Here is a 24,840-nt window from a genome sequence, read left to right on the forward strand (position 1 = left end):
ATTATGAAAATTGGGTAAAGAAGCTTACCTGACTTTGCTTCAGGGCATTGCTGAATTATGGGATGATTTCGCCCATTTTGTCACGATTTTTCAATGGTTTCAACCGCCAATTCATCCCGCATTATGCAACGCCATCGAAAAAACTCTCAATCATCTGGAAATTATTAGTCAAGGGCATTCCTAACCTAGAGCCAACTCTAGGCTGCGTCGCTTCGGGATGCGTTCAAAGTAAGGGTCGAACACCTCGGAAAGGCGGAGGGCAGGAGGGAAAACTGAAACCTGTTCTCTGCCTGTAACCATAGATAACAAGGGTTGAACCCTACTAAACCTACATGAAGTGCATCTAGGGGCAATTTTAAAAGTGCGATTGAATATCTTTGCCTCTTGTCAAGGGAGTTTAGCAATTACCTTATATCTGTAACAAAGTGGAAATTTTTTCTAATAAAATTACAGAAGAAAATGGTTTAAATAAAATATCTTGTTGTTTCAAAATAGTGTCACATTCGGAATTTTTTATTATTTGGTAGTTAAGCATAAATAGTAAGGGAATGTTTTGTATTGCTGCATCATCGCAAATAGTTTTCATAATGATTAAGCTATTGAGATCAAAAAAGGGATAATTACACAGAATCAAATCGGGTTGTTCTAATGTGAATAGATCATATCCTTCTTGGTAAGTATTTGTGGTAATAACATAGAACCCTCTCAATTCAAGTAATTCCTTTATAAGTTCTAATAGCAAAAAATCATCCTCAATCACTAGAATTCTGTGCATGATATAGTTAAAAATTTTTTTGAGCAAGCATTATCTGGCGTTGCCGACTAAAAAGGGCCAAACATAAGACCACAGATATAACCCAAATTAAATCTGATGAGTATTAATTACGAATTACGAATTACGAATTACGTTAGCGCAGCGGGTCGTAGCCCATTACGAATTAGTATTATTTTCCCTGCCATAGCTGCCGCAACGACTGAAAAATCTTTACAAATCTCTCTTCTAGCCAGACCATAACATAATCAAGCCATTCTAGAAGTTGCTCTAAGGGGTGCTTTTCATAGCCAGTTGAAGTTGCTGTGGTTTCTATCCAATCCGGCTGCGGCTCAACTTGACTGCTTTGGTGAAATTGCTGTTGCAAAATTTCCCCTTTACGACTCTCGCTTTTAGTTTGGGAAATGCGGGTTTGAGTTTGTTTGACAGAGGCGACTTTTCCAGATGTTTTTTGACTTGAGGTAAGATTACTACTTGGTTGTTTTCTTTGTACCAAACCAGATCCGACTTTAGATTGTTTTACACTCAAATTCTTTTGTGGAAAATGCCCTATTGATAAACTTGGGGCTAAAGCAGGATTTATCCCCCCAGAAAGTGTAACTGGCTTGTCAGCAACGCTTTGGCTGTCACCAAATAAATCATTCCATGTTAGCCAAGGATCATCTCTTAAATCCTGGTTCTCTATCAAAGGGATTTTGGACAAGACTTTTCTAAGACGTGACGAGAAGAGTTTAACTGGTAATCTTTCATTACTAGTTGTCTCAAGTTTTTTTCTATTACCAACACCAAAAAAGTAATTAAGCGCCGCCTCAATCAAAGCCTGAAAATTCTGTGAATGAGTTTCTAAATCATTAGCGTTGGACGAAATTTCTCCTTTGGCAGCTAATTGCTCTTTGCCATAAAGAAATATGTTTAACTGAGTTTGGGCAACTTGGACAATTTCCTGACTACGTTCTTGCACTGGGACTAAAGCATTCGATTCCAACTTAGCAATGGCTATATCTAGAAATGCTAATAATTTATCTGTATTAAGTAAATTTTTTGGTATACCCTCCGCTAAAACTGGAATTTTAGCTAGATTTACGTCAGTTAGTTTTACTAATAATCGGTCAATTTGTGGTAATAACTGCGTTTCTTTTTTAGCTACAATCAAACGCCAATACTGCCAGTAATTAGCAACTTCGTTAATAATTCGGTCTTCTAATTTTGCCTGTTGTTCGGGTGTTAAGATATCTAGAATTTCATTGTCGGCAGTAACAAGTACTAAATTTCGATTCATCAAATTTGTGGCAATTCCTCGCACTATTGAAAGACGCTGTTGAAGGGCATTGTCTAATTGTGAAGGGTTGAGACTGACAGCTTGATTATCTGTAATATTTGATGATTGACTAAGATTAGAGTTATTTTCAACGAATTTCAGCCGGAAAACTCCCAATAAAGCTAAGGGATTGAAATGTTCAGATGCTTTTGTAGGAGTCGAGGCGGGTTCATCTGATGATAGATAATTGACTGCCTCTAGTACATTTTGAATGGGACTATCAGCATTGGGTAGAGTTTTAGGCTGGAAATCGGTATCATTTGGTTGTAACTTTAATCTAGTTTGTGGTTCTTTAGTATGTAGCGTTTTCCCAGATGATTCAGATGACTGAAACAGTAGATACACTGGGTAAAGTAGTACCTCGACACCCCACTTAGTGGCGACTTGCAAATGCCGGAAGGTATGTTCCCACTGTTGTGTCACCCGCCGAGATTGCTGGTGGACAAAGTTAAATAGTCTGCTTTGATAACGACCAGAGGAACCAGAAGACATAGTAGTAATTTTTTAGTTCAAGCCTTGTTAAGTTGTGAGACTCGCGCCAAACAATAAAAACGACCAACACCTCATCTTAGCGAATATATGACCCCGACTGTCTCTCAATCCCAGACCAAATTTATCTCACAAGCAATTGAGCAACTGCGCTCTTTTTGTCAAGTTAATCTTCAGTCTACGTGGCTGTATCAGGAATCTGACCTAGTTATTACTGATGTTGTAGCTGCTGATTTGTCTCATTGGCAACTTGCCCAGTTGAATGCTAAAGAACATATTGCTTGGACGGGCGGGAAGAAAGTGCTATGGCTAGTGCAAAGATTGGTTGTTCCCCAAGATTTACACGGTTATCCCTTGGCGGGGTTGTCTTTGCGGCTGGCACTGGTTTGGTGGGCGGATTCTGCTGAGATTTATGTAAATGGTGAGTTAGTGCTGGAGGGTGATTTATTTGATTGTTCGCCGAGAGTGCTTCTCAGTCAAGGGGTGACGGCAGGGGAAGAATTCACTGTGGCTTTGCGGTTAGTGAGTCCGGGACATTGTGATGGTGCTTTAGTGCGATCGCGCCTAGTGTATGAGTCTTATGTTGATAATAATCCCGATCCGGGTTTTGTGGCTGATGAGTTAGCTGTGGTGCAACTTTATTTAGAAAAATTTGCGCCCGAGAAGTTGGATGTTTTGGCGGCGATGGTGGGGGAGGTTACGAACCGCCTTCGCGAAGCGTCTCGTAGAGAAGACGCCAAGGACGCCAAGGAAGAGTTAGTAAAATCGTTTTTGTCTCTACGTCAAAATTTAATTCAATCTGACATCTTAGCCCCCCTTTTGAAGGGGGGTTGGGGGGATCAAAAATCTAAAATTTTTTTGTTGGGTCATGCTCACTTAGATTTAGCATGGCTATGGCCTGTAAGTGAAACTTGGAATGCAGCGCAAAATACTTTTGAGTCGGTTCTGAAGTTGCAAGCAGATTTTCCTGAGTTAATTTTCTGTCATTCGACTCCCGCGCTTTATGCTTGGATTGAGGAACATCGCCCAGATTTATTTAGGGCAATTCAAGCACAGGTAGCCGCAGGGCGTTGGGAAGTTGTCGGCGGAATGTGGGTGGAACCAGAACTCAACCTAATTGCTGGTGAATCAATAGTTCGTCAGCTACTATATGGTCAGCGCTACATCCAGGAGAAATTTGGCAAGCTTTCAACTGTGGAATGGGTTCCAGATTCTTTTGGTTTCTGTGCAACTTTACCGCAGTTTTTCGCTAATGCCGGAATTGAGTATTTTGTGACGCAGAAGTTGCGGTGGAATGATACTACTAAATTTGATTATGGGGCTTTTTGGTGGCGATCGCCTGATGGGTGCGAAGTCTTTAGTTTGATGTCTGCACCCATCGGTGAAGCTATAGATCCAGTTAAAATGGCAACTTATGCTCTTGAGTGGCAAACTCAAACTGGTTTACCAGAATCTCTCTGGCTTCCCGGTGTCGGCGACCACGGCGGCGGCCCCACCCGTGATATGTTAGAAACCGCCCAACGCTGGCAAAAGTCGCCTTTATTTCCAGACTTAGAATTTACGACGGCTGAAAAGTATTTACAGCAAGTTGTAGAGACGCGATTCATCGCGTCTGTTAATAATTATGATTCTTCCCCTGCCTCCCCATCCTCCTCATTCCCTACTTGGAATGACGAACTATACTTAGAATTTCATCGCGGTTGCTACACTACCCACGCAGATCAAAAACGTTGGAATCGTCGTTGTGAAAATTTATTATATCAAGCTGAACTATTTGCTACTTTGGCAACTGTAAGCTGTGGTGTGACATATCCCAAGGCAGAAATTGAAGCAGCTTGGAAATTGGTGTTATTTCAACAGTTTCACGATATTTTACCTGGTTCTTCAATTACCCAAGTTTACACAGATGCGTTGCCCCAATGGCAGCAAGTGGAACAAGTGGGAACGAAAATATTACAGGAATCACTTTTAGCGATCGCATCTCACATTACCCTATCAGAACCACCAAAACCCGATAGTCGGCCTATTTTTGTTTTCAATTCTCTCAATTGGCAACGTTCTGAGGTAATCTCTGTAGCCTTACCCACGCCACCAACAACCACTCAAGAATGGCAGATTTTCGATGCTTCTGGAAAGCAGCTTGTCTCCCAATTATCTGAACCATCAACCCTACTATTTCTCGCCACCGAAATTCCACCCGTAGGCTACCGCATATTTTGGCTTTCCCGTTCACTCTCCAGTCCAAACGAGATGAATCGCGTCTCTCCCTCATCTCCCGCATTTTTCCCAGACTGGATTTTAGAAAATGAATTCTTGCGAGTTGTTATAGATCCTGACACCGGAGATTTATCAAGTGTTTTTGACAAAACTTATCAGCGAGAAGTTTTGAGTGGAGCGGGGAATCAACTGCAAGCTTTTAAAGACAGTGGGCAATATTGGGATGCTTGGAATATAGACCCCAATTATGCTCAACATCCCTTACCCTCAACAAATCTTCAATCTATTCAGTGGTTAGAACAAGGCCCAGTGCAAAGTCGTGTGCGCGTGGTGCGTCAGTTGGGTGAATCGGAATTTTGCCAAGACTATATTCTGCAAGTTGGTTCACCTCTGCTGAACATTGCTACAACTGTCAATTGGCAAGAAAATCATGTCTTAGTGAAAGCTGCTTTTCCTCTAAATATTGAAGCTGACTTTGCTACTTATGAAATTCCCTGTGGCGCGATTCGCCGACCAACTAAACCGCAAACCCCCGCAGAACAAGCAAAATGGGAAGTTCCCGCTTTGCGTTGGGCTGATTTAACAGCAGAAGATACACAGACAAATACCGCAATCCCAAATCGTTATGGTGTCAGTTTGCTCAATGATTGTAAATACGGTTATGACAGCAAACCAAATCAACTCCGCCTAACACTGCTACGCAGTTCTAATTGGCCAGACTCAGAGGCTGACCGAGGTTTTCACGAGTTCAAATATACCTTGTATCCTCATGCTGATAGTTGGGAATCAGCCCATACAGTACGGCGTGGCTATGAATTGAATATACCGTTGCAAGTGATATTGAATTGGCCACTGGCTCAACCCGGAGCTACCGCTAACAGCACTATTGAAGGAGTAAGTTTCCTAAATTTATCAGCTGAAAATTTAATCTTGATGGCCTTGAAGCCATCTGAAGATGACCCACAGCAGTTAATTCTGCGATGTTATGAATCTCACGGAGAAATAGCCGAGTTATCTTTGCAAAGTGATTTAGGGTTGAATCTCGGAAATACAGTAGATTTATTAGAGCGTTCCGCCAGTACTGAATTTTCATCGCAGCAAAAAATCTCGATTGTACAACCTTGGAAAATCGCCAATTTCAAGGTGATACCAGCGATTAATCCCAGTCTGAAGTGAGCCGCTATAGTTAATGGTTAGTAACCACTAACCATTAGACCTCTGGTGAAATTAAATATGTGTTATCTAAAACCCTTTTAGAGATGTAGCAGTGCTGCTTCTCTACATTCTTTCTCACCAGATTCCTATTAACAATTGCCTTATTTGTATCACGAGTCCTCAATAGACATCTCTAGAAACTATAGGCATCATGTAGCTGAAGCCTTCCCACACCACTTTCTAGAAGCAAGCTACGCGTAGCGTCTCTGTTAGAAGAAGAGGATTATGCCTACGTCATTTTCACTTATTTCTCTAATAGCGTCGTCGGATAATCTGGTATCGTCTGTTGGGCTGCCGTCGTTCGATAATCTGGCGTTGTCCAAAGCCCTGCCGTCGTCGGATTATCTGCCGTTGTCCGTAGGGCTGCCGTCCTCGGATTCTCTGGTATCGTCCATAGGGCTGCCGTCGTCGGATTATCTGCCGTCGTCGGATTCTCTGGTATCGTCTTGACCGCCGTTGAGCAATCAAAAGCTCTCCAGTTTTATTTCCAACCAGGTTGGCATCTGGGGCAACGCTCTGTTCATTCAGAGTATTACTTAGAGAAATATCTTTCGCTTCAGCTAATGAGGGCGGGGACACAAAGGCAAATAGCAACATTGCTATTGAGGATAGTTTCCTGAAACCTTTCATGTTTTTGCTTCTCTAAACTTTGGGTAATAACTTTATTAAAACACTTTAAACTCTGAAAATTACTGCTACCGCACTTTTTTAAACTCAATTTGGTATGAAATTCTCTATTGTAATTTCACCCTTTTGTATAATTGTAATTTTTATAAGCTTGTGTATATAAATAGTTAGTAATTAACAGAATGTAATTTTTTTCACCACTTAGATAAAGTATACATTAGAGAAAGTATACAGTTAGTAATTAAATACGCTAATTTTTTTCTTGTGAGATGGGTTTAAAAGCCTTACTTGGTAAGAGAAAGAGCCTCCCAAATTTTGATTTGGTAAAACCTTATATCAGACTTATCTCCACCCCACAAGATGTATCAAAACTGTATCAAATACAAACGATAACTGCTAAATATTCTTAGCGGAAGCTGTAATTAATAATCTGTTAGTGGGTTTCTAGCTCCGACCAACTATCTTGTTAATTGCTGCATTTTTCCTGTCTTCTGCCTCTTTAAGGATATCTTCTACTACCTCCACCCACTACACCAATTTTGTGGCGATAGGAGAGTTCAGCACCGAACCAACCAGAAGCACTAGTTAGTGTACCGACAACAAGCGATATTAACAGTCCCCAAGGTACTATTCGGGATTCAGCGTCGCCCAAGCGGAGGAGAAAGTTAACGAGTGATAAAACTAGTATAGAAACGTTAAGTATCAAATGCGTCCAACCGGCGGTGCGCTTGCGGACTCGTTCAATTTTCACAAAGTCGCTAAGACCGATCGCAGATGCAAGGATGCCTCCACCTAATCCAAGTCCGATTAACCATAGCGAAGCCCTAGCCCAAAAGAAATCGCCAGTTAACCAATAACCAATGTCACTGCCCAAAGCGGCGGCTAAAAAGGCTATGGGAAAGATCACACTCAACGGGTGTAGGGGATGTCCGGCGATCGCAACTGTACTGGGTACACCAGTATCACGATACTCACTGTCGTTACTTTCAATAACTGGTGGAATATTTGGAAAAGGTGTTGAACCTGTTTGCGTTGTTTCTGTAGTTTCCATTATTAGTATCCTGAATTTATGAACGTTACATTTTTAAGCTGAAGGAATTTTTTCCACATAAGCTTCAGCCTGTAGGATTAGTTTGCCTACTTCTACTTTTAGTTGGTTGACTTGCAGACTCATACCATCTAAATCAAAGTTACTTAGATTCAAAATTTCGCTAGTTTGATCTATCAAAGCTTTTGTCAAATCTGGCGATATTTCCTCACTTTCGCTATACTCAATATTTTCCAAAGCAACACTTTTTCCATTGCTGCTAATCTTGGGGACTGCGGAAAAAGCAACTTGCTGATTTTCATCAGTTTCTACTAATTTTATGCTGGCATTTAGTGCTACTTTCCCATCACCTGGTAATCGAAAATCTACATCTTGAGGTTCAATACTCCTCAGTTGTCCGTTAATATGTATTTTTTGACTTTGCAGTTGTGAACGCACATATTCGGAATTGAAGGCACGATTAATATCAGCTTCGGTTAAGACAACCTGTGCATGAGCTTCAGTCGGTTTAGTTAGTTCAATTTTGCCAAAAGCCACACTTAGAGGATTAATGGCAACGCTAGTCATTTGCATTTCCAATTCCTCCATACGGAGGTCTTTTTGCATTACCAAACCTTCACCTTCAATTGTCACTTCATCCACCTCTCCCTGAACCAGTTTCAGCGGGTCTGTCTTGATGTCTACATCTAAATTTTCTACTTCATCTAATTGACTAGATAATCCTATTTCTGCCGCTTTATTGAGCGCTTGCTCTCCTAATCCAGGATTGTCTGGCATTATCTAAATTAACTCCTATTTTAAAGCACATCCTTGAGTAAATTTAATAAACTAACAGCAGAGTTTTATCTATCTGGCGATGGAATATAGATTTAAATGTTGTCTACCTAATTTCAAATTTCAATTTTACCCTTTTCATCTTTTATTACCTCTGCACTTGGAGCGATTTGTTATAAAATTGACACAAACACAATATTTCGGTTGAGTTCTTCTGACTGCTGGAACTTTTTTATACAATGCTCTCAGAACGTTTTACCACAGCCCTTACCTACGCCACCCAACTACACGCTAACCAAATTCGTAAAGGTTCAGGTGTCCCCTACGTTGCCCATTTATTAGGTGTCGCCAGTATTGCTTTAGAATATGGGGCAAATGAAGATGAAGCGATCGCAGCCCTCTTACACGATGCGATCGAAGATCAAGGTGGCGCTGCAACACGAGAAGAAATTCGCCGTCGCTTTGGTGACAATGTAACGGCAATTGTCGATGGTTGTACTGATGCTGATACAACTCCAAAACCCCCTTGGCGACAGCGAAAGGAGGCATACATTGCTCATATTCCTACTGCTTCCCCATCAGTTCTACTTGTGTCATCAGCAGATAAACTTTACAACGCCCAGTCTATTCTCAAAGATTATCGCATTGTAGGTGAATCACTTTGGGAACGTTTTCATGGGCGTAAAGAAGGTACTCTTTGGTATTATCGGGCGCTTGTAGATGCCTTTAAAAAGACTGAAACAACTGTAATCATTGAGGAATTAGAACGGGTGATTTCGCAAATTGAGGTATTAGCATCTAAATAAAAAAGTTTATTTATCCATAAGTAGATAAAAAATTTAGAAGAATTTAGACAAATAGCTTTTTTACAGAAACGATCTAGTTATGTCTCTCACGAATAAATTTTGGCTTTTAGGTTCTCTCTCTAGATAAAAAATCTTTCTCTCGATAGATAGGTGTACTGAAATTATTATGGCTGCTATGTTACCAATATGACGATAGTAAGAAAAAACACTCTAAATCCAACTGTAAATCCTTCTGTAAGCCCTCCAGAAAACTTGGCAGAAAAGTATATGGAGGCAGAGCGTATGCATGATGTTCTGATTTTACTGCAAAACTTGATTAACAGTGAAGAAGCCACTGTAAAACTAATTCTGGATTGTCTTTATGATGTTGGTTCAGTCAATCTGATCAATCAAAAGCTTCGCCTGAAACCCTTAAACAGGGTGATGAAATTAATTGCCAGAATGTCGAAACCAGTTTTTAAAACATTAGCTTTAAATTGGTTTAAAAAGAACTGTCCCCAACTGATTACTAATTGGCTACACACGCAAGTATCTTTTGAAAAGCCCCAAAAGACACCCGAACAAGTAGCTATCGAAGTTGTACAACTGGAACCATATTCCATACCACAAACAGAAAGTCTAAGCCAAGAGATTAAAAATCTGCGCTATCAGGTTAGATGGCTAGCTGGAATTTCAATAATTGCGATCGCTGTTTTAGTAGTAAAAGCCACTTGGTTAAGCTGAAACCTATGAATCATGAATGATGAATGATGAATTATGAGTATTATGCCTCTACCAAAACCAATATTGGAGGATATAGAAATACACCTGCTATTGGAGGGTGTGTATCAGTACTACGGTTATGACTTTCGCAATTATGCTCTTTCTTCACTCAAGCGACGTATTCAGGGCTTTATGCACTTAGAAGGGTTAGCAAATGTTTCTGCATTGCAAGAGCGATTACTCCACAACCGCCCCTATTTAGAAAGATTTTTGCTTGCTCTGACGGTGAATGTAACATCAATGTTTCGTGATCCCAGCTTTTATAATACCTTCAGAAATCAGGTTATTCCCTTCTTACAAACCTATCCGTTTATTCGCATCTGGCACGCTGGATGTTCAACTGGTGAAGAAGTTTATTCAATGGCAATTTTACTGCAAGAAGAAGGACTTTATCACCGTTGCCGCATATATGCCACTGATACAAACGAGAAGGTATTACAAAATGCCAAAAGTGGGATTTTCTCGCTGAAAATGATGCAGGAATATACTCAGCTTTATCTAAAAGCAGGCGGCAAGAAATCTTTCTCTGAATATTATACAGCAGCTTATGACAACGCGATTTTTCGCTCATCCCTAAGAGAAAATGTTGTTTTTGCCCAGCATAATTTAGCCACTGATAGTTCTTTTAATGAGTTTAATGTGATTCTTTGTCGTAATGTCCTGATATATTTTAATCAGTTCCTTCAAAAACGGGTACACGAACTGTTTTATAATAGCCTTTGTACTTTTGGTATCTTGGGTTTAGGAAGACAAGAATCTATCAGATTCACCTCTTATGAGCCTTACTATGAAGAGTTAGTCAAGGGTGAGAAAATATATAGGAAAGTAGCAGGTATGTGAAAAGAATGCTTTGAATGGGTAATTGAATTATGAATTATGAATTATCTGAAAATAACTAATAGCCAATACCCCGAAAATTAGGAATAAAATTGCGCTCGTTGTCAAAAGACAGTCTGTCAAACATTTTTTATTGTGTTCAGAAGATAGATTTAGCGAGCGTTTAAGGTAAATTACATATTAAAGTATTTAAGGAGATTGTCGATGCAACTTCTCGAATGTCCTCCTGTTGCAGTCATTGCTGGAGAAAATGCGGTTCATGTTTCTCAACTACCTTCTATATGGCAAGACATTGCAAGAGGAACCACGAGTGTCGGACTTTCCCAACCCCAAAGCTATGTTGAGATGGCGCAGTTGTTTTTGTATAAATTAGAATGTGGTGATGTTGACTTATTTAGCGATCGCCCCCAACTAGCTCACTTAATACCGTCATTTTCCCAGTTATTTGCACAACTGGCATGGGAAACCTTAGAGTTCTTTGGACAAGACTTTCTCAAACACAGCTATCCGAACTTTGCAGAAATTCTCCGTGATGTGGAGTCTAAAGGAGTCGATTACGCTGATGAAATAAAAGTGGCTCATATTGGCATAGATTTGTTCAATGAATTTGGTTATGAACTACCTGCTAGCTTTTATCACGTGCATTTAGCACCAATTTACCGCGATCATGTTTTTGAAGAACGTGCTTTGCGATTCGATCAGCGCGATATCGAACACAAACGTGCTTGGGATGCCATACTCCATGCAGGGAAGGTATTTGCTATTCAAATGAAGGTGCAAAGTATTGCCTCCAAATACGGTTTTACTTATCAGCATGGTTGCGGTTGCAACTCTCATCTATCTTCCATTGATGTATCTCGTGGGGCGTTTGAATACGAATTGAGTCCCGACAAGCGTCAGCGATGGATTCGCAGTTTCATCTGGACTGCTTGGTACGAGTATGCGTTCTTTGCGATCGTACCAAATACGAGTTATTTGGTTTAATGCCTTTTTTTAAAGAGAAAAAGTAAGTAAATAAGTAAGTGGACTAGAATAAATCAAACTATGTTATGTAATTTAATTATTCACAGCCACTTACTTAGAACAACAGTTTTAAGAAATCGGTTCAAAAACCATTTGCGGAATTAACACTTCATCTTGTAATTGTCCAACACCTAAAAAGCGAGTCTCTTCTTGATAAACTCTTACTATCTCATTAACTTCAGAATTTAGAGAAACTCGCTGACCTTGACACCATTTTTGAGCAGATATTGCTGGTAAAGTCACAGACGACAAATGTTGTAACGCTGCATCAGGGGCAAGAGGTTGAAATATCCCGCCTTGCAATTTAGCTTCTAAGTCAGTGAAAGTGAGACTATCTGTTAAATCGAAACCACTGCTTTGGGTACGGATCAAAGCTGCAAGAGTGCCACCAGTTTCTAAGATTGCACCTAAGTCACGAGCGATCGCTCTAATATATGTACCAGATCCACAAGCGATCACCACATCCAATTCGGGAAAATCTCCTTCTCTCCAGTCCAAAATATCTATCTGAAAAATTTCCACTGTCCGCACTGGAACTTCTACCATTTTCCCTTGGCGTGCTAAGTCGTAGAGACGTTTCCCATCCACTTGAATTGCACTATAATTCGGTGGGATTTGCTCAATCTTGCCTTCAAATTGTGCCAGTGCAGTTTTCACCTCTGTCAAACTCAATCCGGCACAAGCTTGAGAATTAATGATTTCACCTTCTAAATCATCGGTTGTAGTCCGCACACCCAGACGAATCGTAGCCTTGTAAGCTTTATTTTCTGGCAGATATTGCAATAATCTTGTGGCTTTACCAAGTGCGATCGGTAAAACCCCTGTTGCTGCTGGATCTAAGGTTCCCGCATGTCCTACACGTTTGAGGCGCAACAATTTTCGCACCCGCGCTACGCAGTCGTGGGAAGTCCAGTCAAATGGTTTGTTTAAGTTGAGAAAACCTTGAAATAACACAAAATCAATACTTACAGCTTCTAAACTCTATTAAATACTTATTTAATGCTCAAAGCATTAATATTTAGTAACCAAGACTAGTTTAGGCATTATTTTATACAAGGTTACCAGTGTTAAGGTATTCTCTAAGCATAGACGCGATGAATCGCCGTCTTTACAATAATCAGTCTTTTGTAGAGACGGCGATTTATCGCGTCTTTGTGATGATTTATCGGATCTTTGTGATCTATCATTTTCATCAAAAAACCTTAACCGAACCGTATTGAGATAACGCCGAGTATTTTCCGCAAATATCACGATGTCAATTATAATTTCCAACAAATAAAACTGTAATAATCAACAATTATCAGAGAAAACTTAATGAAAGTTTTCATTGTAAATCAAATAACTTACCTGTAGCGCTTTTAGAAAAACACCCATCGATGATTTTTATAAACATAAATGAAATAAAAAAAAACAATCTTTACTACTACATTGCTTTTTTGTTCTCTGTTGATTATGAGTTGTAGTAACTCTGACAAGAGTGCTTCTCGAAAGAATAAAATTAATAAAGCAAATCCTGCAACAGCTATCCAAGTTAATTCTGAATCTATTTCTGTAAATGAAGTAAAACTAGATAACAGCAAAAATTCAATTAATTCAGCATCTATTAAAAACAATCAATCCAAGAAAATTAAAAACGATAATCCAATTTGTGGTACTATCAAAGATATGCAAAACGGAGACTTGAAATGCTACGTTACTGTTGTCGATGAAAATGGCAAAGTGTATGAAGGTGTCGGTGCAGTCTTTGAGGTTTGTGAACCAGAAAAATACGTCAACAAAAAAGTAAAAATGTTTTATTCTCTAGAGAACGTCAGTGATTGCCAAAGTTCTGAGCCTTGCGGGAAAACAATCAAAGAATGGTTGATTAGTAAGATAGAAATTCAAGAGCAATAATTACAATATGCTCAGGACTTACGCAAACTCTACAATTCTTGGCGTTCTTGGCGGCTTGGCGGTTCGAGAAATTAAGATTTTTGGCGATTTTTGCATAAGTCCTATAAAAAAACGAACCGCCAAGGACGCAAAGGGCACAAAGGAATAAGAGTTTTAGAGAGTTATTGCGTAAGTCCTAATGCTTTTTAAAATTATATAAATCAAGTGGATCAAGTGGATGATGGGGATAGTTGACCAGTTGGGCATATCTTCGGTAAGCTAACTGTAACTTTAGTTCCTTGCCCCACTTCACTTGACAAGGTAATATTGCCACTATGTAACTCGACACAAACTTTAGCGATCGCTAGCCCTAAGCCTGTACCAGGAATTGTGTCAACGTTACTTCCACGACTGAAGGATTGAAACAAATTTTCTTGATCTACCATCGGGATACCAATTCCACAGTCTTTAATGTAAAAAATTGCTTCTGATTCTTTGCCGATCAGATGAAATTCTACACTACCTCCATCTGGAGAGTACTTAATTGCATTGGACATTAAGTTAATAAAAATTTGTTGCAAAAGTCCGCGATCGCCCCAAAATCCATGATGATTACCAGTAATTTTAAAAATCAATTCGTGGCGATCGCCTACTGTTTCTCGCTCTTGTTCTAAAAGGTCAGAAAAAAATTGCAGTAAATCGACTGAAATTGGTTGAAACTTGGGTTTTTCCAGTTCAAGTTGGTTAACCAGAAGCATATTATCCACGAGTTTGGACATATACCTTGCCTTCTGTTCAATGATTCCCAAGAACCTCTGTTGTTTAGACTCATCTAATTGCTGGCTATGTTTTACCAAAGTTGATGCCGCAGCCAGAATTGAAGTTAGCGGCGTTCGATACTCATGGGAAACCGTTGTAATTATTTGGGATTTAAATACATTGAGTTGCTTTTCTTTGGCAAGGGCTGCTTGAGTTTGAGCTAGCAATTCCGCCTGTTGAATAGCGATTGCTAATTGTACTGATACTTCATTGAGCATTTCTGCATCATCAGTTTGCCAGTGTCGCTCCCCGGAATTATGGTGAGCAATCAATAAACCCCAAAGCTTGGGTGTTGGGTTCCCATTATTGCTCAGATTAATCGGAACTACCAGATTTGCCTTAGTATTGAATTGCTCTTTTAGATTGACACAATTACACAAGCCAAGCTCATAGATATAAGGGATTGGGGAAGGTATGCCTCCCTCTGGGGATAAGGAGTAATGGGTATTGGGCACAAGAGACACAGGGGCGGAGGGACAGAGGGGCAGAGGAGAAAAACCTACTCCAACTTCCTCCCTGCTCCCCTGCTCCCCAATCCCAGCACCGACGTGATCGCACAATGCCAGAGTGCGGTATGACTCAACTGATGAGGCGACTATTTTACCATCTGTATCTGGGGCAAACTGATAAACCATCACGCGATCGCACTTCAGAAGTTGCTGTACCTCAGCTACAGCCGTATTCAAAATTTGCTCTAAGTTAAGAGACTGACGAATTCGTAAAGCAGTCGTGGCAATTAGGCGCTGTCTCTCCTGAGTTTTGATCAGCTGGGCTTGCAAGCACGATTGCTTGATGGCGTTGCGAACTGCTAGTTGCAGCACATCCTGTGTCACATGTTGCTTGACTAAATAATCTAAAGCACCCCGTTTCATTACCTGCACAGCGATTTCTTCATCACCGCGCCCTGTCAACATAATCACGGGGATAGAAGTCTTAAATATCTCCTGCTGGATGCGATCAAAAAGTTCTAACCCACTCATATCAGGTAGGCAAAAATCCAGCAAAATGACATCGCAGCGTACTTTTTGGCACAAAGCAATTCCTTCTTCTGCACAGTCTGCCTCCAAAATCTGGTAGGACTGGTGCGGATCTTTCAAAAGATATCGACGATAGATTTTCCGATCTGCGGCACAATCATCAATGATAAGTAGCGTCCATGTGTCCAACATAAGGTTATGAGGATCAGGGAGCCATATAGATCCCTTTTATCCAGATTGTGTTTTCTTGCATAATTCTAAAAATAATATAAAATAAGTGTAAATAAAATCTAAAATCTTTAGTAATCCTAAAGAAACATCAAATAGTCAAAAACAGGAAAATGGGGAAAAGGAATCTAACAGAGACAAACAGATACAGTGACTAAAAAGGAAAATATCTCTGTTTCCTCTGAGCCGTCTCCTTTATTATCCTTTTTCCCCTACTGCTACATCAACAGAAAATAAACAACTTAATCCAACACAGGCGGCGTATTGGCTTCAAGCCAGTAATCTACGAATGCCTGGATCGTCTTTTTTAGTTCCAGAGCATCCATCGGTTTTACCAGATATCCATTTGCGCCCTTTTGGTAGCACAATTCAATATCCTTGGGGTTAGATGATGTGGTAAAAACAACGATGGGGATTCCCTTGAAAGTCTTGTCTTGCTTGAGCCGATCTAAAATGTCACGCCCATCAATACCTGGCAAATTCAGATCGAGCAAGATCACAGAGGGTCGTAATACTACTTTTGAGTTAGGTAGGTCTTCGCCTTTAGGGTAGGCATCGTTCCCCAGTTGATAGAGAAACTCTAAAACCTCATCTCCATTAGTACAACGGTGTATGGGGTTCTGGACGGACATACGCCGCATCAGACGTTGCAGCATCCGAAAATCTTCATTGCTGTCCTCAACAACGAGCAGCGGTTCATGAAGTTTTTTTGTCATTCGCGATCTTAAAAGAGCTTAACAAAAATATATATTTAGTCATTATCTTAAACTATTCCAGCGTAAAATAGAACATCGAGCCAACGCCTACAGTAGATTTCACCCAAATTTTACCGTTATGAAGCTCAACAATCTTCTTAACAATAGCTAGTCCTGCACCGGCTCCTCCACCGTATTTTTCCTGGGAATGGAGCCGCTTAAACAATCTAAAGATAGTTTCTAGGTGATGGTGTGGAATTCCAATACCGTTATCTCGTATATAGAAAGTGATTGGGGATTGGGGATTGGGGATTGGGGATTGGTTATTCTGTTTGTCCCCTTGTCCCCTTGTCCCCTTGTCCCCTTGTCCCCCTGCTTCTTGAGAAAAATAGCCAATCTCAACCCATTGCTCCGCCTTATCGTTGTATTTGAACGCATTACCAAGCAGATTACTGAAGACTTCATTAACCAGCACTCGATCGCACAAAACTGTTGGTAAAGGCCGAGGAATGCGGATATCCACAAGCCCAGAGTCTTGGCGACTCGCACGAAAAACGTCTATTACTTGGTTGAGTAATTCGTTGAGGTCAGTTGCTTGCAAGCGCAGTTGGGCTTGTCCTAACTGCGAGAGCCGCAAGAGAGCATTAATCAGAGTTTCCATGCGTACAGACAAGGATACTACTGTTTGCAAGCACTCAATTCCCTCATCATCTAATACTTGGGCATAGTCTTCTAGCAACACTGTTGAGAAGTTATAAATGCCTCGCAAAGGTTCCTTGAGGTCGTGGGAAGCGGCGTAAGCAAAGGACGCTAGTTCTTGGTTGCTGCGCTCTAACTCCAGGTTGATTTTAGCTAATTCATCCGCTTTCGAGAGTACAATACCAACGATCGCATTCCTCAGAGCGATCGCACTGTCAAGTTCACAAGGTTTCCAGGGTAGAGAAGTTAATCTAACCGTTTCTTGCCATTGTTCAAAGGATTTTCGGGGAGACAGGGTATAGCTACCGTCTGCCTGTGCTTGTATGGATTCTTGTGGATTTCCTGCCCAGTGTACCGTTTGGATAACTTCAGGGCGAAACCAAAGGATGTAATAGCGCCGGACTTTAGAAATTCGCAGCAGCAACAAGCCACTAGCAGTATCTTTAAATATCAGCGCCTCTGAGTTAAGCTTCGGCAGAGAATCGGTAGAAAACAGGTTGTCACTAACTTGGGTATCCGCCCATTCAATGAGTGCCTGAACTTCATGAATATTCGGTGTTGTTCCCACAAGGTTAATTTCATTATCCAGACAAACCGCCGCTCCTGAAGCACTCACAAGATCGAGCAAGCGAATTTCCGGTTTGATTAGGGCATCGATAAAATTGTCTGCTTGGGAAATAGATTCTAAAAACTCAGACTGTAGCGATTTGAGTTTTACTTTATAATCCCATTCTGAGTAACTAATTTTGTGCGCTAACTCTGAAGAAACAATCTGTCCCAAAAATTCGCACATCTTGAGGACTTCGTAAGAAACATACTTTGGTGTTTGATGGTGACAGGATATTAATCCCCAAAGCTTCTGCTCTTGAATAATTGAAATCACCAAAAGAGCCTTCACCCCCATATTTTGATGATATTCAGTACAACACCGATCAAAACTCCGTAGCAGACAGTAGCTTAAGTCAAGATGTTGATGTGTTGTCGGATTTTCCGTTGGAATTAGTTTGATAGGTTCGGCAGTTAAATCGGGGAGAAATCGGAGAAAGCAGCGCGTGTATAACTCCCTAGCTTGCGCTGGAATATCTGTAGCCGGATAGTGGAGTCCTAAATAAGGTGATAAATCTTCCCGTTTAACTTCTGCAACAACAGAACCCGCTTCTGACTCGTCAAATTGATAGACCATCACCCGATCAAAACCGATGATTTTTTGGACTTCTTCAGCCACCAAATGCAAAAATTCTACCAGATTGGATGTCCTTTGCATCTTAGCGATCGCTTCACCCGCCAAAGCATGAAAGCTTAAGAAACTCACCTCAGATTCAGAGTCAGTTGGTTCTAGCTCCAGAATCACAGCCTCTTCTGTACGATGAGCAATAGCATCAAAGTATCTTTCCCCATTTAAAGTATTTATTAATACTTTGAAAGCATTAGCAGTGCCAATTTTTTTTCCTAAGCACTGCTTGACAATTTCCACTTGCCGAGGGTCAATTAAATAGCTCAAGGGCCGACCGAGTACATCTTCTGGCTCTTTGCCCAAATATACTTGAGTATTGTTGCTAACTTGCAGTATCTCTAGCTGAGTACTGAGTGCCAGTAGAACGCCATGAGGTTGAATAGAGCCAGGTATATGAATTGGTTTGCGATCGTGGTTAGTCAGGGCAGTAGCTTGGGCTGTAGTATATTCCGGCTGGCTCATAACTGAACTTATGTAAAGCTGATTTTTACAATAACGCAATTAAATGTCATATTTCTTTAAAGTATATGTCCTGAAGTTTGAATGCGATCGCATATCAACTCTACTTGTTACGGTTTTTACGTAGATATTTGCGAAAGTTTTCACTGGCAAGCAATAACAAAAACTGTTATTATAATGTCTATTCTTGTTATAAAGAAATAGATACATGAATATTTCCCTTACTCCTGAGTTGGAAGCCTTCGTCCAAATGCAGGTTGAGTCCGGCTTGTACCATTCTCAAAGCGAGGTGATTCGGGAGGGGTTGCGTCTTTTGAAACGCTTTAACGACCATTCCGAAGAGTATAAATTGTGGCTCAATGAGCAAATCGCTATCGGTCTTTCGGAGCTTGATAATGCACAAGGTCTTCCCCAAGAAGGTGCGCGAGAGCGCATCCGCAATAAAGCACAACAATTGATCAAAAAATCGTTGTGACGAACCCAAAACTTTATATTCTCTCCCCGCAAGCTGAAAACGACCTCGCGGGAATTTATGCCTATATCGCGCGAGATAATTCGGATGCTGCCGAACAGGTGCTAGATAAGCTTCTTTGTGCCTGTGAATTACTGACAGACAACCCCAGAATCGGACAGTACCGTTACGACCTGACTCCGCTTCCCGTCCGTTTCTGGTTGGTGCAGCCCCGATATTTCCTGATATACAGAGGTGAAAACCCCGTTGAAATCGTGCGTGTACTGGCAGCAAACATGGATATTGCGCGGGAACTCGCCGGAGAATAATTAGAAGATGGTTTTCGGTACGTTATGGAAGCCGTAACATAGCGAAAATACAAATTATGGTATATTCAAAGTAGATACTTAAAATAGTCAAAAATTAGGTGCGTCAAGCTCCGAAAGTTTTATGTTTGGGTGTGGAATTCTCTAAGAAAGCATTTATTTTGAGGTAGTTATGACTACAGTTGTTGCTAAGTGGGGAAACAGCCTAGCTATTCGACTTCCGAAAGCTTTGGCTGAACAAGTTAATGTCAAAGAGGGGACAGACATAACTTTCAGCATTTCAGGCAATAGTATTGTCATCACGCCGCAGCAGCGAAAAAAATATACGCTTGATGAATTATTGGAAGGTATGACTCCAGATAATTTCCATTCTGAAATAGATACTGGATCTGCTGTAGGGAATGAAGTTTGGTAGTTAAACCATACATTCCAGATAGAGGTGATATTGTCAAGTTAGACTGCGGAACTACAAAGCAAATTACGGCTGATTCGATCCGACATGTATTAGCCCTGAGAACATCAGGAATGTCATTTGAAGATATTGCTGAAACCCTTAATACTGAACTAAAACCTCAAGGGCGTGAGCAGATGGGCTATCGTCCTTTTTTAGTTATGTCGCCATTAAAATACAATCAAATGGCTTCTATAGTTATAGTTTGTCCAATTACTAATCAAAAAAAAGGTCTTAACTTTGAGGTTCCGCTTCCTGACGGAATGATAACCAGTGGCGTGGTGCTAGCCGATCAGATCAAATCACTAGACTGGAAAGCTAGAAAGATTTTGTTTGTAGAGAAAGTTGAACAGGAGCTAATTGAAGAAGTCCAAGCAAAAATTGAACCTCTGATTTTATAAAGACGCAAATAAATTTTACAGACGTAATTGATTACGTCTGTACAAATCAAATAAAAATCATCACATGCAGCAATGCAACACCAATATCCAACATCCAAAATCCGAAGCTGACTATGGTGTTGGGAACTTTTTTTTTACGAGTTTGGCTCCTTTAATATCCAATAATTGTGCTAATTCTGCTGTATTCAATGACTTGACGAGACTCAAACCAAGAGACTTACTAGAAATGCTTTGAGTGTAAGCGGCGTTCAGATATGGTGTGTATTGCGGCTTGCCTGCAATGTATGTTTGGAAGAAAGGTAAACTTAAAACATTCATGTAACGACGTGCTTGAGAAGCATCGCCAATCATATCAGCAGGTAATGCTACTTGTTGATTTGCAGGGTTTGCATTGCCAATGGTGGAAAAGTGTGTACCACCAACAAGCATGACGAGATACTTTTGGGAATTTGCCAACCAGGAAAAAGGTAAAATTTGCTCAGATAAAGCTGGTGCAACTGTATCATCACTACTACTGACAATCATTACTGGAGTTTTAATTTGACTTAAACCAGCTTTACCGAAAATAGAACTAGTAATGGGATTAACTGCGATCGCAGCTTTCACTCTCTCATCCCGCAGGTTATAATCTTTGCCAGACTTGCTGATGTTCAATTCTAAAGCGCGACACTGGAGCAGTAAAGACATATTCCAGGTATTTTGTAGTGCTGCTGGTAGACAGTCTTGTTTTAGCTGCTCAAAGTTGATTTTAGCGCCTGCCAGCGCCAAGGCTGTGTAGCCTCCCAAAGATTGACCAAATACTCCAACTTGTTGCAGATTTAGGCGACCTTTAAACCGTGAATCAGATTGATTACCTTTTTGCAATTGATTCAGTATATATGTTACATCCAAAGGTCGGTCTTGAAATTCACTTGGTTCTGCTACTTCAATAGCGCGTCCATTTAGCAGAGAACGCAATTGTTTCGCATCACTACCAGGGTGATTGGGAACAACGACAGCAAATCCGTAAGAAGCTAGATGAGTGGCTAAATATTGAAAGTTACTGCTGTCTAAACCCAAACCGTGAGAAATTACAATTATCGGTGCAGTCTTCTGGACATTGGGAATGTAAACATCAGTCAATAAAAGGCGATTGCGGGTTGAGTCAAAAAACTTCAGGATGTATTTTTGCGACTTAAATTTTCCCGGAACCTTTAAATCGGGCAATTGCGAGAAATTTGGTGGGAAAATGCTCTCAGCTTCTATTTTAGACCTTTGGGAAACAGCTGCGATCGCCTGATGGGTTTGGTTAACAAGTTTCTCCAATTCCGTAGCTATTTCCAAAGTCTCGGCGACATCAAGGCGAATGCTGCTGGTGGGATATTTACGCAACACATTTAAAAGTGTCAAGCCTCCTGATTCACCAGAGGCTAAAATTAGCGCCGAACGCAAAGTACCAAATCCTGGTTCTGATTGACTGGTTTTAATCACTTGCGCCAATCGATGCAGTAAAAATTCTCCTTGTGGTGTGTAGAGAAGTTGCGAAACTACTACTGGACTAACTTTCACACGATTAAGCAAAATCCGCCGCAATTCTTGAAGCTGTTCTAGAGGCAGATATCGCTGATAGGCTGCTAAGTCTTCGTTAATTACACCTGTTTTGGCGTAGTTCTCTAAAGTTGTGACTGAAATTGAAAGCTCCAAAGCTGAATAAGATGCATAAATCCGCTCTGCTGCCAAGACAGAATTACTAACTCCAAATGTTGGCAGCACCATTGAAAGAACCAGCAATAAAGAATTTTTTCTGAGGGTGCTGGCCCAATTACCAAACAAACTATTCATCGCTCAACTGTTTCGGTGGTCTGGTTTTATCAGGTGTTGGCTTTGGTAGTTATTCGGGCGCCCTGCTTAGTTTACTTAAAGTTATTAGCCTCAATTTTATCAAAACAGAATTTAGGAGTCAGGATTTATAATTCACGATGAATTAATGTATGACTTGCGAATGTAGCTGGCTGAAAATAATAGGTATAAATGGCTTTAAAATTTCCACCAAATCTGAGATTTAGTAGTCAAAAAAAGTAGTGATTCCCAATGCCCTAGTAATTTATTCTGACTCCTGAATTCTGATTTTTGAATTCTTTTTCAAGGATATTTCGGCTATAAAGTCAACAATCAAATCCTACAAAGTCACGCAGATGGGTAAAGTATCCAGATGACTTCAGTAGTTTGCCTTCACTATTAAATCATAACAAATAAAAAATAGTCTGCCTCAGTATTTATGTTGTAGCTTTGAATATTGCACAATTTCACTAGATGAAAAATCCAGTAAAAATCCTGAAAAACATTGCAATTAATCAGCTTTTCCCAAGGCGATCGCTACTGAACCTGTAACTACTAAACCCGCTCCAAATATTGCTATGAGGGTGAAGTGTTCTGGTGGTGTCCAAGAAGGTGCAATAACTGACACAGATGCGACTGATATTAATGTCACAATGGGAGCTAAAGCTATTACTGCACTTACTCGTAATGCTTCCCAATGTTGTAATGATTCAGAAAAAGCACCGTAAGCGATTAAGGTATTCAAGGCACAAAAAATCAACATTCCTAAATGGAAAGTATCAAGTATAAAAAGTGATTTAACTTTTGCTAGAGGAGTGAATAATAAAGCACAGCCCTCATAAATTATCAACATGATGCTGGTGGAAGATAAAGATTGTAATAACTGCTTTTGTGCCAAAGCATAAATAGCCCAAGCCGTTGATCCTAGAGCAATTAAAATACTGCCTAGTATATATGTGCCATGTGCTGTAATTAAATTCGTTAGTTGTTCGCGAAAAAATAAAAGATAACCACAAATCATGACACTAACGCCAATCCATTGAGACAGCCGATAACGTTCTTTAAAAATTACTAAACCTCCAAAACCTAATAAAAGGCTAGATAATTGAATGAGAACTTCAGCGTTAGCAGGCGATGTTAATGCTAAACCTTGGTAAACGAAAAGTAATTAATCCCTAAGAATATTGTCGCGATCGCTAATAATTTTCCAGAAGCAGAGCGCAGTTGTTCTAATTTGGGTAATTTGCCGCGTATCCCTAAATACACAGCAAGCATTTAATATCTATGTAATTGACGAGGAGGAATTATTAATTATTCGGTTAAATAATATGAAATACTAAATACAAATATTGCTAAGAGAACAGGAATCATTTTACTAAAGTCTATTCGCTTTTGTTGAACTATTTCTAAACAAGATATCGGAATCATCAGAGGCCAGAAGATAGTTGTCACCACAAACATCACAACCGATAAAAATTTATCTTCTGGATTGGAAGCAGGATGACATAGGGAAAATATTAACCAATTAGTTAAAAAATAGCATGTCATTAATAAGTAACCAATAGTTAAAGTCAGTTGGATCTGATTCACTGTGAGTACTCCTGAAGTTATGTAAGCTTTACTATAGCCTTTCCTTTTTAAATAATTTTTTAAATTTTGGATGATGAATATTCACTATCATTATCCAAAACTTAAAATTAGTTCAGTTATTAGAGCAATAATTAAGCGGTCTTAAAAAATCGAATAATTTCGCGGACATGATCAAGAAATTGCCCGTCGGTGGAAAGTTGCGCGATCGCATTTCTGGCTTCTCTCCCCAAACGCTCATGTTCTGTTTGATTTGTCGCCCGTAATTCTTCTAAATTAGCCACAATTCGAGCTAAATCTCTGCGAGTCTCTTCGGCAAAACGTTGTTGAGTTGCTGGTAAGGAATAGGGTTGTTCTGGGTTGAGTTGATCTTCCAATGACTGGATTTTTTGTTCCAATATCGAGAAGCGATCGCGCAGTTCAAAAATATCTTCGCGCGGATACTTCCATTCTTGGCGAATCATCGCTAACCGCGCATATAAATACTCGTAAGCGCGAATCGCGGGACGCAGAATTGTTAATAATAAAGCTGCACCAGAACTGATATATCCAACCGTACTAATACCAGTGACAGCAAGGGTATAAAGACCAACAGCTGAGAATAAGTGTAAAGCAATGGCAACCCAGAGTGATCGCTTTGCCAACAATGTGACATACTTCACTTGTTTCTCATCAACTGGAATGCCTTTCTCAGTTGATTGTGCTGCTTCTGCTAAGACTTCTTTGGCTTGAAAATGCACATTCCACGGTACGGTAACAATTACCAACAGCCACCAAAAACTAGCACCACCAATTACCCAATCAAGAAAGTTACCAGCAGGAATGTGCAACCATTGCAGTAAGCCAAAAGCTGCCAACACCACAACCACAATTCCTGCAATGGAACTGATGAAAAAGTTAATATACATCTTGCCCTGTCTCCGGTGAAACTATAC

The 24,840-nt window shown here is 40.3% G+C and carries 23 protein-coding genes and 1 pseudogene; 11 read left to right on the forward strand and 13 right to left on the reverse strand.

The features are described from left to right. Positions 1-10 precede the first annotated feature (10 nt). Positions 11-184, forward strand: a complete 174-nt coding sequence (locus HWQ43_RS02015) for a hypothetical protein (RefSeq protein ID WP_292729514.1) — start codon at positions 11-13, stop codon at positions 182-184. Between the two features lie 225 nt (positions 185-409). Here HWQ43_RS02015 and HWQ43_RS02020 read toward each other — a convergent pair whose 3' ends face one another. Together HWQ43_RS02020 and HWQ43_RS02025 are read right to left on the reverse strand one after the other, a co-directional pair. Further along, on the reverse strand, positions 410-775 hold the full coding sequence (locus tag HWQ43_RS02020) for a response regulator (protein ID WP_292729516.1): 366 nt from the start codon (positions 773-775) through the stop codon (positions 410-412). Positions 776-944: 169 nt separating this feature from the next. After that, positions 945-2,582, reverse strand: a complete 1,638-nt coding sequence (locus HWQ43_RS02025; protein ID WP_292729519.1) for a hypothetical protein — start codon at positions 2,580-2,582, stop codon at positions 945-947. A gap of 87 nt (positions 2,583-2,669) precedes the next feature. Here HWQ43_RS02025 and HWQ43_RS02030 point away from each other — a divergent pair, with 87 nt between their 5' ends. Next, the gene (locus tag HWQ43_RS02030) at positions 2,670-5,972 is read left to right on the forward strand and encodes an alpha-mannosidase (RefSeq protein ID WP_292729521.1); all 3,303 of its coding nucleotides are present in this window, start codon (positions 2,670-2,672) and stop codon (positions 5,970-5,972) included. A gap of 291 nt (positions 5,973-6,263) precedes the next feature. Here HWQ43_RS02030 and HWQ43_RS02035 read toward each other — a convergent pair whose 3' ends face one another. The 3 genes from HWQ43_RS02035 to HWQ43_RS02045 all read right to left on the reverse strand — a co-directional run bounded on the left by HWQ43_RS02035 (position 6,264) and on the right by HWQ43_RS02045 (position 8,463). Continuing rightward, the gene (locus HWQ43_RS02035; protein WP_292729524.1) at positions 6,264-6,641 is read right to left on the reverse strand and encodes a hypothetical protein; all 378 of its coding nucleotides are present in this window, start codon (positions 6,639-6,641) and stop codon (positions 6,264-6,266) included. 496 nt (positions 6,642-7,137) lie between these two features. Then, on the reverse strand, positions 7,138-7,689 hold the full coding sequence (locus tag HWQ43_RS02040; RefSeq protein ID WP_292729525.1) for a DUF2231 domain-containing protein: 552 nt from the start codon (positions 7,687-7,689) through the stop codon (positions 7,138-7,140). Positions 7,690-7,722: 33 nt separating this feature from the next. Further along, on the reverse strand, positions 7,723-8,463 hold the full coding sequence (locus HWQ43_RS02045; RefSeq protein WP_292729528.1) for a DUF2993 domain-containing protein: 741 nt from the start codon (positions 8,461-8,463) through the stop codon (positions 7,723-7,725). A 236-nt stretch (positions 8,464-8,699) separates the two neighbouring features. Between HWQ43_RS02045 and HWQ43_RS02050 the strand changes: the two genes are divergently transcribed. The 4 genes from HWQ43_RS02050 to HWQ43_RS02065 all read left to right on the forward strand — a co-directional run bounded on the left by HWQ43_RS02050 (position 8,700) and on the right by HWQ43_RS02065 (position 11,849). Continuing rightward, entirely contained in the window at positions 8,700-9,266 is a 567-nt protein-coding gene (locus HWQ43_RS02050; protein ID WP_292729531.1) for an HD domain-containing protein, read from the forward strand. 186 nt (positions 9,267-9,452) lie between these two features. Next, positions 9,453-9,989 carry a hypothetical protein gene (locus tag HWQ43_RS02055; RefSeq protein WP_292729534.1) on the forward strand — a complete coding sequence of 179 codons (537 nt, stop codon included), beginning with the start codon at positions 9,453-9,455 and terminating at the stop codon, positions 9,987-9,989. A gap of 42 nt (positions 9,990-10,031) precedes the next feature. Next, on the forward strand, positions 10,032-10,868 hold the full coding sequence (locus HWQ43_RS02060; protein ID WP_292729665.1) for a protein-glutamate O-methyltransferase CheR: 837 nt from the start codon (positions 10,032-10,034) through the stop codon (positions 10,866-10,868). A 201-nt stretch (positions 10,869-11,069) separates the two neighbouring features. Further along, positions 11,070-11,849: a hypothetical protein gene (locus HWQ43_RS02065; RefSeq protein ID WP_292729537.1), complete on the forward strand. Its 780-nt coding sequence runs from the start codon at positions 11,070-11,072 to the stop codon at positions 11,847-11,849. Between the two features lie 108 nt (positions 11,850-11,957). Here the strand turns inward: HWQ43_RS02065 and truB are convergent, their stop codons facing one another. Then, the gene (truB, locus tag HWQ43_RS02070) at positions 11,958-12,842 is read right to left on the reverse strand and encodes a tRNA pseudouridine(55) synthase TruB (protein ID WP_292729539.1); all 885 of its coding nucleotides are present in this window, start codon (positions 12,840-12,842) and stop codon (positions 11,958-11,960) included. Positions 12,843-13,340: 498 nt separating this feature from the next. Here truB and HWQ43_RS02075 point away from each other — a divergent pair, with 498 nt between their 5' ends. Beyond that, positions 13,341-13,781 (forward strand): hypothetical protein, encoded by a 441-nt coding sequence (locus HWQ43_RS02075; RefSeq protein ID WP_292729543.1) that lies wholly within the window; start codon positions 13,341-13,343, stop codon positions 13,779-13,781. Between the two features lie 209 nt (positions 13,782-13,990). Here the strand turns inward: HWQ43_RS02075 and HWQ43_RS02080 are convergent, their stop codons facing one another. The 3 genes from HWQ43_RS02080 to HWQ43_RS02090 all read right to left on the reverse strand — a co-directional run bounded on the left by HWQ43_RS02080 (position 13,991) and on the right by HWQ43_RS02090 (position 18,874). Then, positions 13,991-15,748: an ATP-binding protein gene (locus tag HWQ43_RS02080; protein ID WP_292729547.1), complete on the reverse strand. Its 1,758-nt coding sequence runs from the start codon at positions 15,746-15,748 to the stop codon at positions 13,991-13,993. Between the two features lie 278 nt (positions 15,749-16,026). After that, positions 16,027-16,500: a response regulator gene (locus HWQ43_RS02085; protein ID WP_292729550.1), complete on the reverse strand. Its 474-nt coding sequence runs from the start codon at positions 16,498-16,500 to the stop codon at positions 16,027-16,029. Between the two features lie 52 nt (positions 16,501-16,552). Next, on the reverse strand, positions 16,553-18,874 hold the full coding sequence (locus tag HWQ43_RS02090; RefSeq protein ID WP_292729553.1) for an ATP-binding protein: 2,322 nt from the start codon (positions 18,872-18,874) through the stop codon (positions 16,553-16,555). Positions 18,875-19,079: 205 nt separating this feature from the next. Here HWQ43_RS02090 and HWQ43_RS02095 point away from each other — a divergent pair, with 205 nt between their 5' ends. The 4 genes from HWQ43_RS02095 (at position 19,080) to HWQ43_RS02110 (ending at position 20,500) form a co-directional block, all read left to right on the forward strand. Then, a complete protein-coding gene (locus HWQ43_RS02095) occupies positions 19,080-19,346 on the forward strand; it encodes a type II toxin-antitoxin system ParD family antitoxin (RefSeq protein ID WP_099102796.1) in 267 nt (88 codons plus the stop codon). After that, positions 19,343-19,651 carry a type II toxin-antitoxin system RelE/ParE family toxin gene (locus HWQ43_RS02100; RefSeq protein WP_292729558.1) on the forward strand — a complete coding sequence of 103 codons (309 nt, stop codon included), beginning with the start codon at positions 19,343-19,345 and terminating at the stop codon, positions 19,649-19,651. Before HWQ43_RS02095 ends, HWQ43_RS02100 begins: the two co-directional genes overlap by 4 nt. A gap of 169 nt (positions 19,652-19,820) precedes the next feature. Beyond that, positions 19,821-20,063, forward strand: coding sequence for an AbrB/MazE/SpoVT family DNA-binding domain-containing protein (locus HWQ43_RS02105; RefSeq protein ID WP_094342324.1), 243 nt, complete (start codon positions 19,821-19,823; stop codon positions 20,061-20,063). Next, positions 20,057-20,500 carry a type II toxin-antitoxin system PemK/MazF family toxin gene (locus tag HWQ43_RS02110; RefSeq protein WP_292729561.1) on the forward strand — a complete coding sequence of 148 codons (444 nt, stop codon included), beginning with the start codon at positions 20,057-20,059 and terminating at the stop codon, positions 20,498-20,500. Before HWQ43_RS02105 ends, HWQ43_RS02110 begins: the two co-directional genes overlap by 7 nt. Positions 20,501-20,611: 111 nt before the next feature. Here HWQ43_RS02110 and HWQ43_RS02115 read toward each other — a convergent pair whose 3' ends face one another. The 4 genes and pseudogenes from HWQ43_RS02115 to HWQ43_RS02130 all read right to left on the reverse strand — a co-directional run bounded on the left by HWQ43_RS02115 (position 20,612) and on the right by HWQ43_RS02130 (position 24,813). Further along, the gene (locus HWQ43_RS02115) at positions 20,612-22,321 is read right to left on the reverse strand and encodes an alpha/beta hydrolase (RefSeq protein WP_292729564.1); all 1,710 of its coding nucleotides are present in this window, start codon (positions 22,319-22,321) and stop codon (positions 20,612-20,614) included. A gap of 508 nt (positions 22,322-22,829) precedes the next feature. Further along, positions 22,830-23,599 (reverse strand): annotated as a pseudogene (locus tag HWQ43_RS02120) (DMT family transporter); the annotation flags it as partial. Between the two features lie 30 nt (positions 23,600-23,629). Then, positions 23,630-23,908 (reverse strand): hypothetical protein, encoded by a 279-nt coding sequence (locus HWQ43_RS02125; protein WP_292729566.1) that lies wholly within the window; start codon positions 23,906-23,908, stop codon positions 23,630-23,632. Positions 23,909-24,039: 131 nt separating this feature from the next. Next, positions 24,040-24,813, reverse strand: coding sequence for a hypothetical protein (locus tag HWQ43_RS02130; RefSeq protein WP_292729569.1), 774 nt, complete (start codon positions 24,811-24,813; stop codon positions 24,040-24,042). Between the last annotated feature and the right edge of the window lie 27 nt (positions 24,814-24,840).

This window comes from Nostoc sp. JL31, from assembly GCF_017114965.1.
In the GTDB taxonomy this organism is placed as follows: domain Bacteria; phylum Cyanobacteriota; class Cyanobacteriia; order Cyanobacteriales; family Nostocaceae; genus Nostoc; species Nostoc punctiforme_A.

Bases quoted from the DNA above. Each gene is read 5' to 3' on its own strand.
- HWQ43_RS02045 (WP_292729528.1), bottom strand. From the start codon at position 8,463: ATGCCAGACAATCCTGGATTAGGAGAGCAAGCGCTCAATAAAGCGGCA.
- HWQ43_RS02105 (WP_094342324.1), top strand. From the start codon at position 19,821: ATGACTACAGTTGTTGCTAAGTGGGGAAACAGCCTAGCTATTCGACTT.
- HWQ43_RS02130 (WP_292729569.1), bottom strand. From the start codon at position 24,813: ATGTATATTAACTTTTTCATCAGTTCCATTGCAGGAATTGTGGTTGTG.
- HWQ43_RS02025 (WP_292729519.1), bottom strand. From the start codon at position 2,582: ATGTCTTCTGGTTCCTCTGGTCGTTATCAAAGCAGACTATTTAACTTT.
- HWQ43_RS02075 (WP_292729543.1), top strand. From the start codon at position 13,341: ATGAGTTGTAGTAACTCTGACAAGAGTGCTTCTCGAAAGAATAAAATT.
- HWQ43_RS02050 (WP_292729531.1), top strand. From the start codon at position 8,700: ATGCTCTCAGAACGTTTTACCACAGCCCTTACCTACGCCACCCAACTA.
- HWQ43_RS02080 (WP_292729547.1), bottom strand. From the start codon at position 15,748: ATGTTGGACACATGGACGCTACTTATCATTGATGATTGTGCCGCAGAT.
- HWQ43_RS02020 (WP_292729516.1), bottom strand. From the start codon at position 775: ATGCACAGAATTCTAGTGATTGAGGATGATTTTTTGCTATTAGAACTT.
- HWQ43_RS02090 (WP_292729553.1), bottom strand. From the start codon at position 18,874: ATGAGCCAGCCGGAATATACTACAGCCCAAGCTACTGCCCTGACTAAC.
- HWQ43_RS02055 (WP_292729534.1), top strand. From the start codon at position 9,453: ATGACGATAGTAAGAAAAAACACTCTAAATCCAACTGTAAATCCTTCT.
- HWQ43_RS02065 (WP_292729537.1), top strand. From the start codon at position 11,070: ATGCAACTTCTCGAATGTCCTCCTGTTGCAGTCATTGCTGGAGAAAAT.
- HWQ43_RS02060 (WP_292729665.1), top strand. From the start codon at position 10,032: ATGCCTCTACCAAAACCAATATTGGAGGATATAGAAATACACCTGCTA.
- HWQ43_RS02095 (WP_099102796.1), top strand. From the start codon at position 19,080: ATGAATATTTCCCTTACTCCTGAGTTGGAAGCCTTCGTCCAAATGCAG.
- HWQ43_RS02085 (WP_292729550.1), bottom strand. From the start codon at position 16,500: ATGACAAAAAAACTTCATGAACCGCTGCTCGTTGTTGAGGACAGCAAT.
- HWQ43_RS02040 (WP_292729525.1), bottom strand. From the start codon at position 7,689: ATGGAAACTACAGAAACAACGCAAACAGGTTCAACACCTTTTCCAAAT.
- HWQ43_RS02115 (WP_292729564.1), bottom strand. From the start codon at position 22,321: ATGAATAGTTTGTTTGGTAATTGGGCCAGCACCCTCAGAAAAAATTCT.
- HWQ43_RS02030 (WP_292729521.1), top strand. From the start codon at position 2,670: ATGACCCCGACTGTCTCTCAATCCCAGACCAAATTTATCTCACAAGCA.
- HWQ43_RS02035 (WP_292729524.1), bottom strand. From the start codon at position 6,641: ATGAAAGGTTTCAGGAAACTATCCTCAATAGCAATGTTGCTATTTGCC.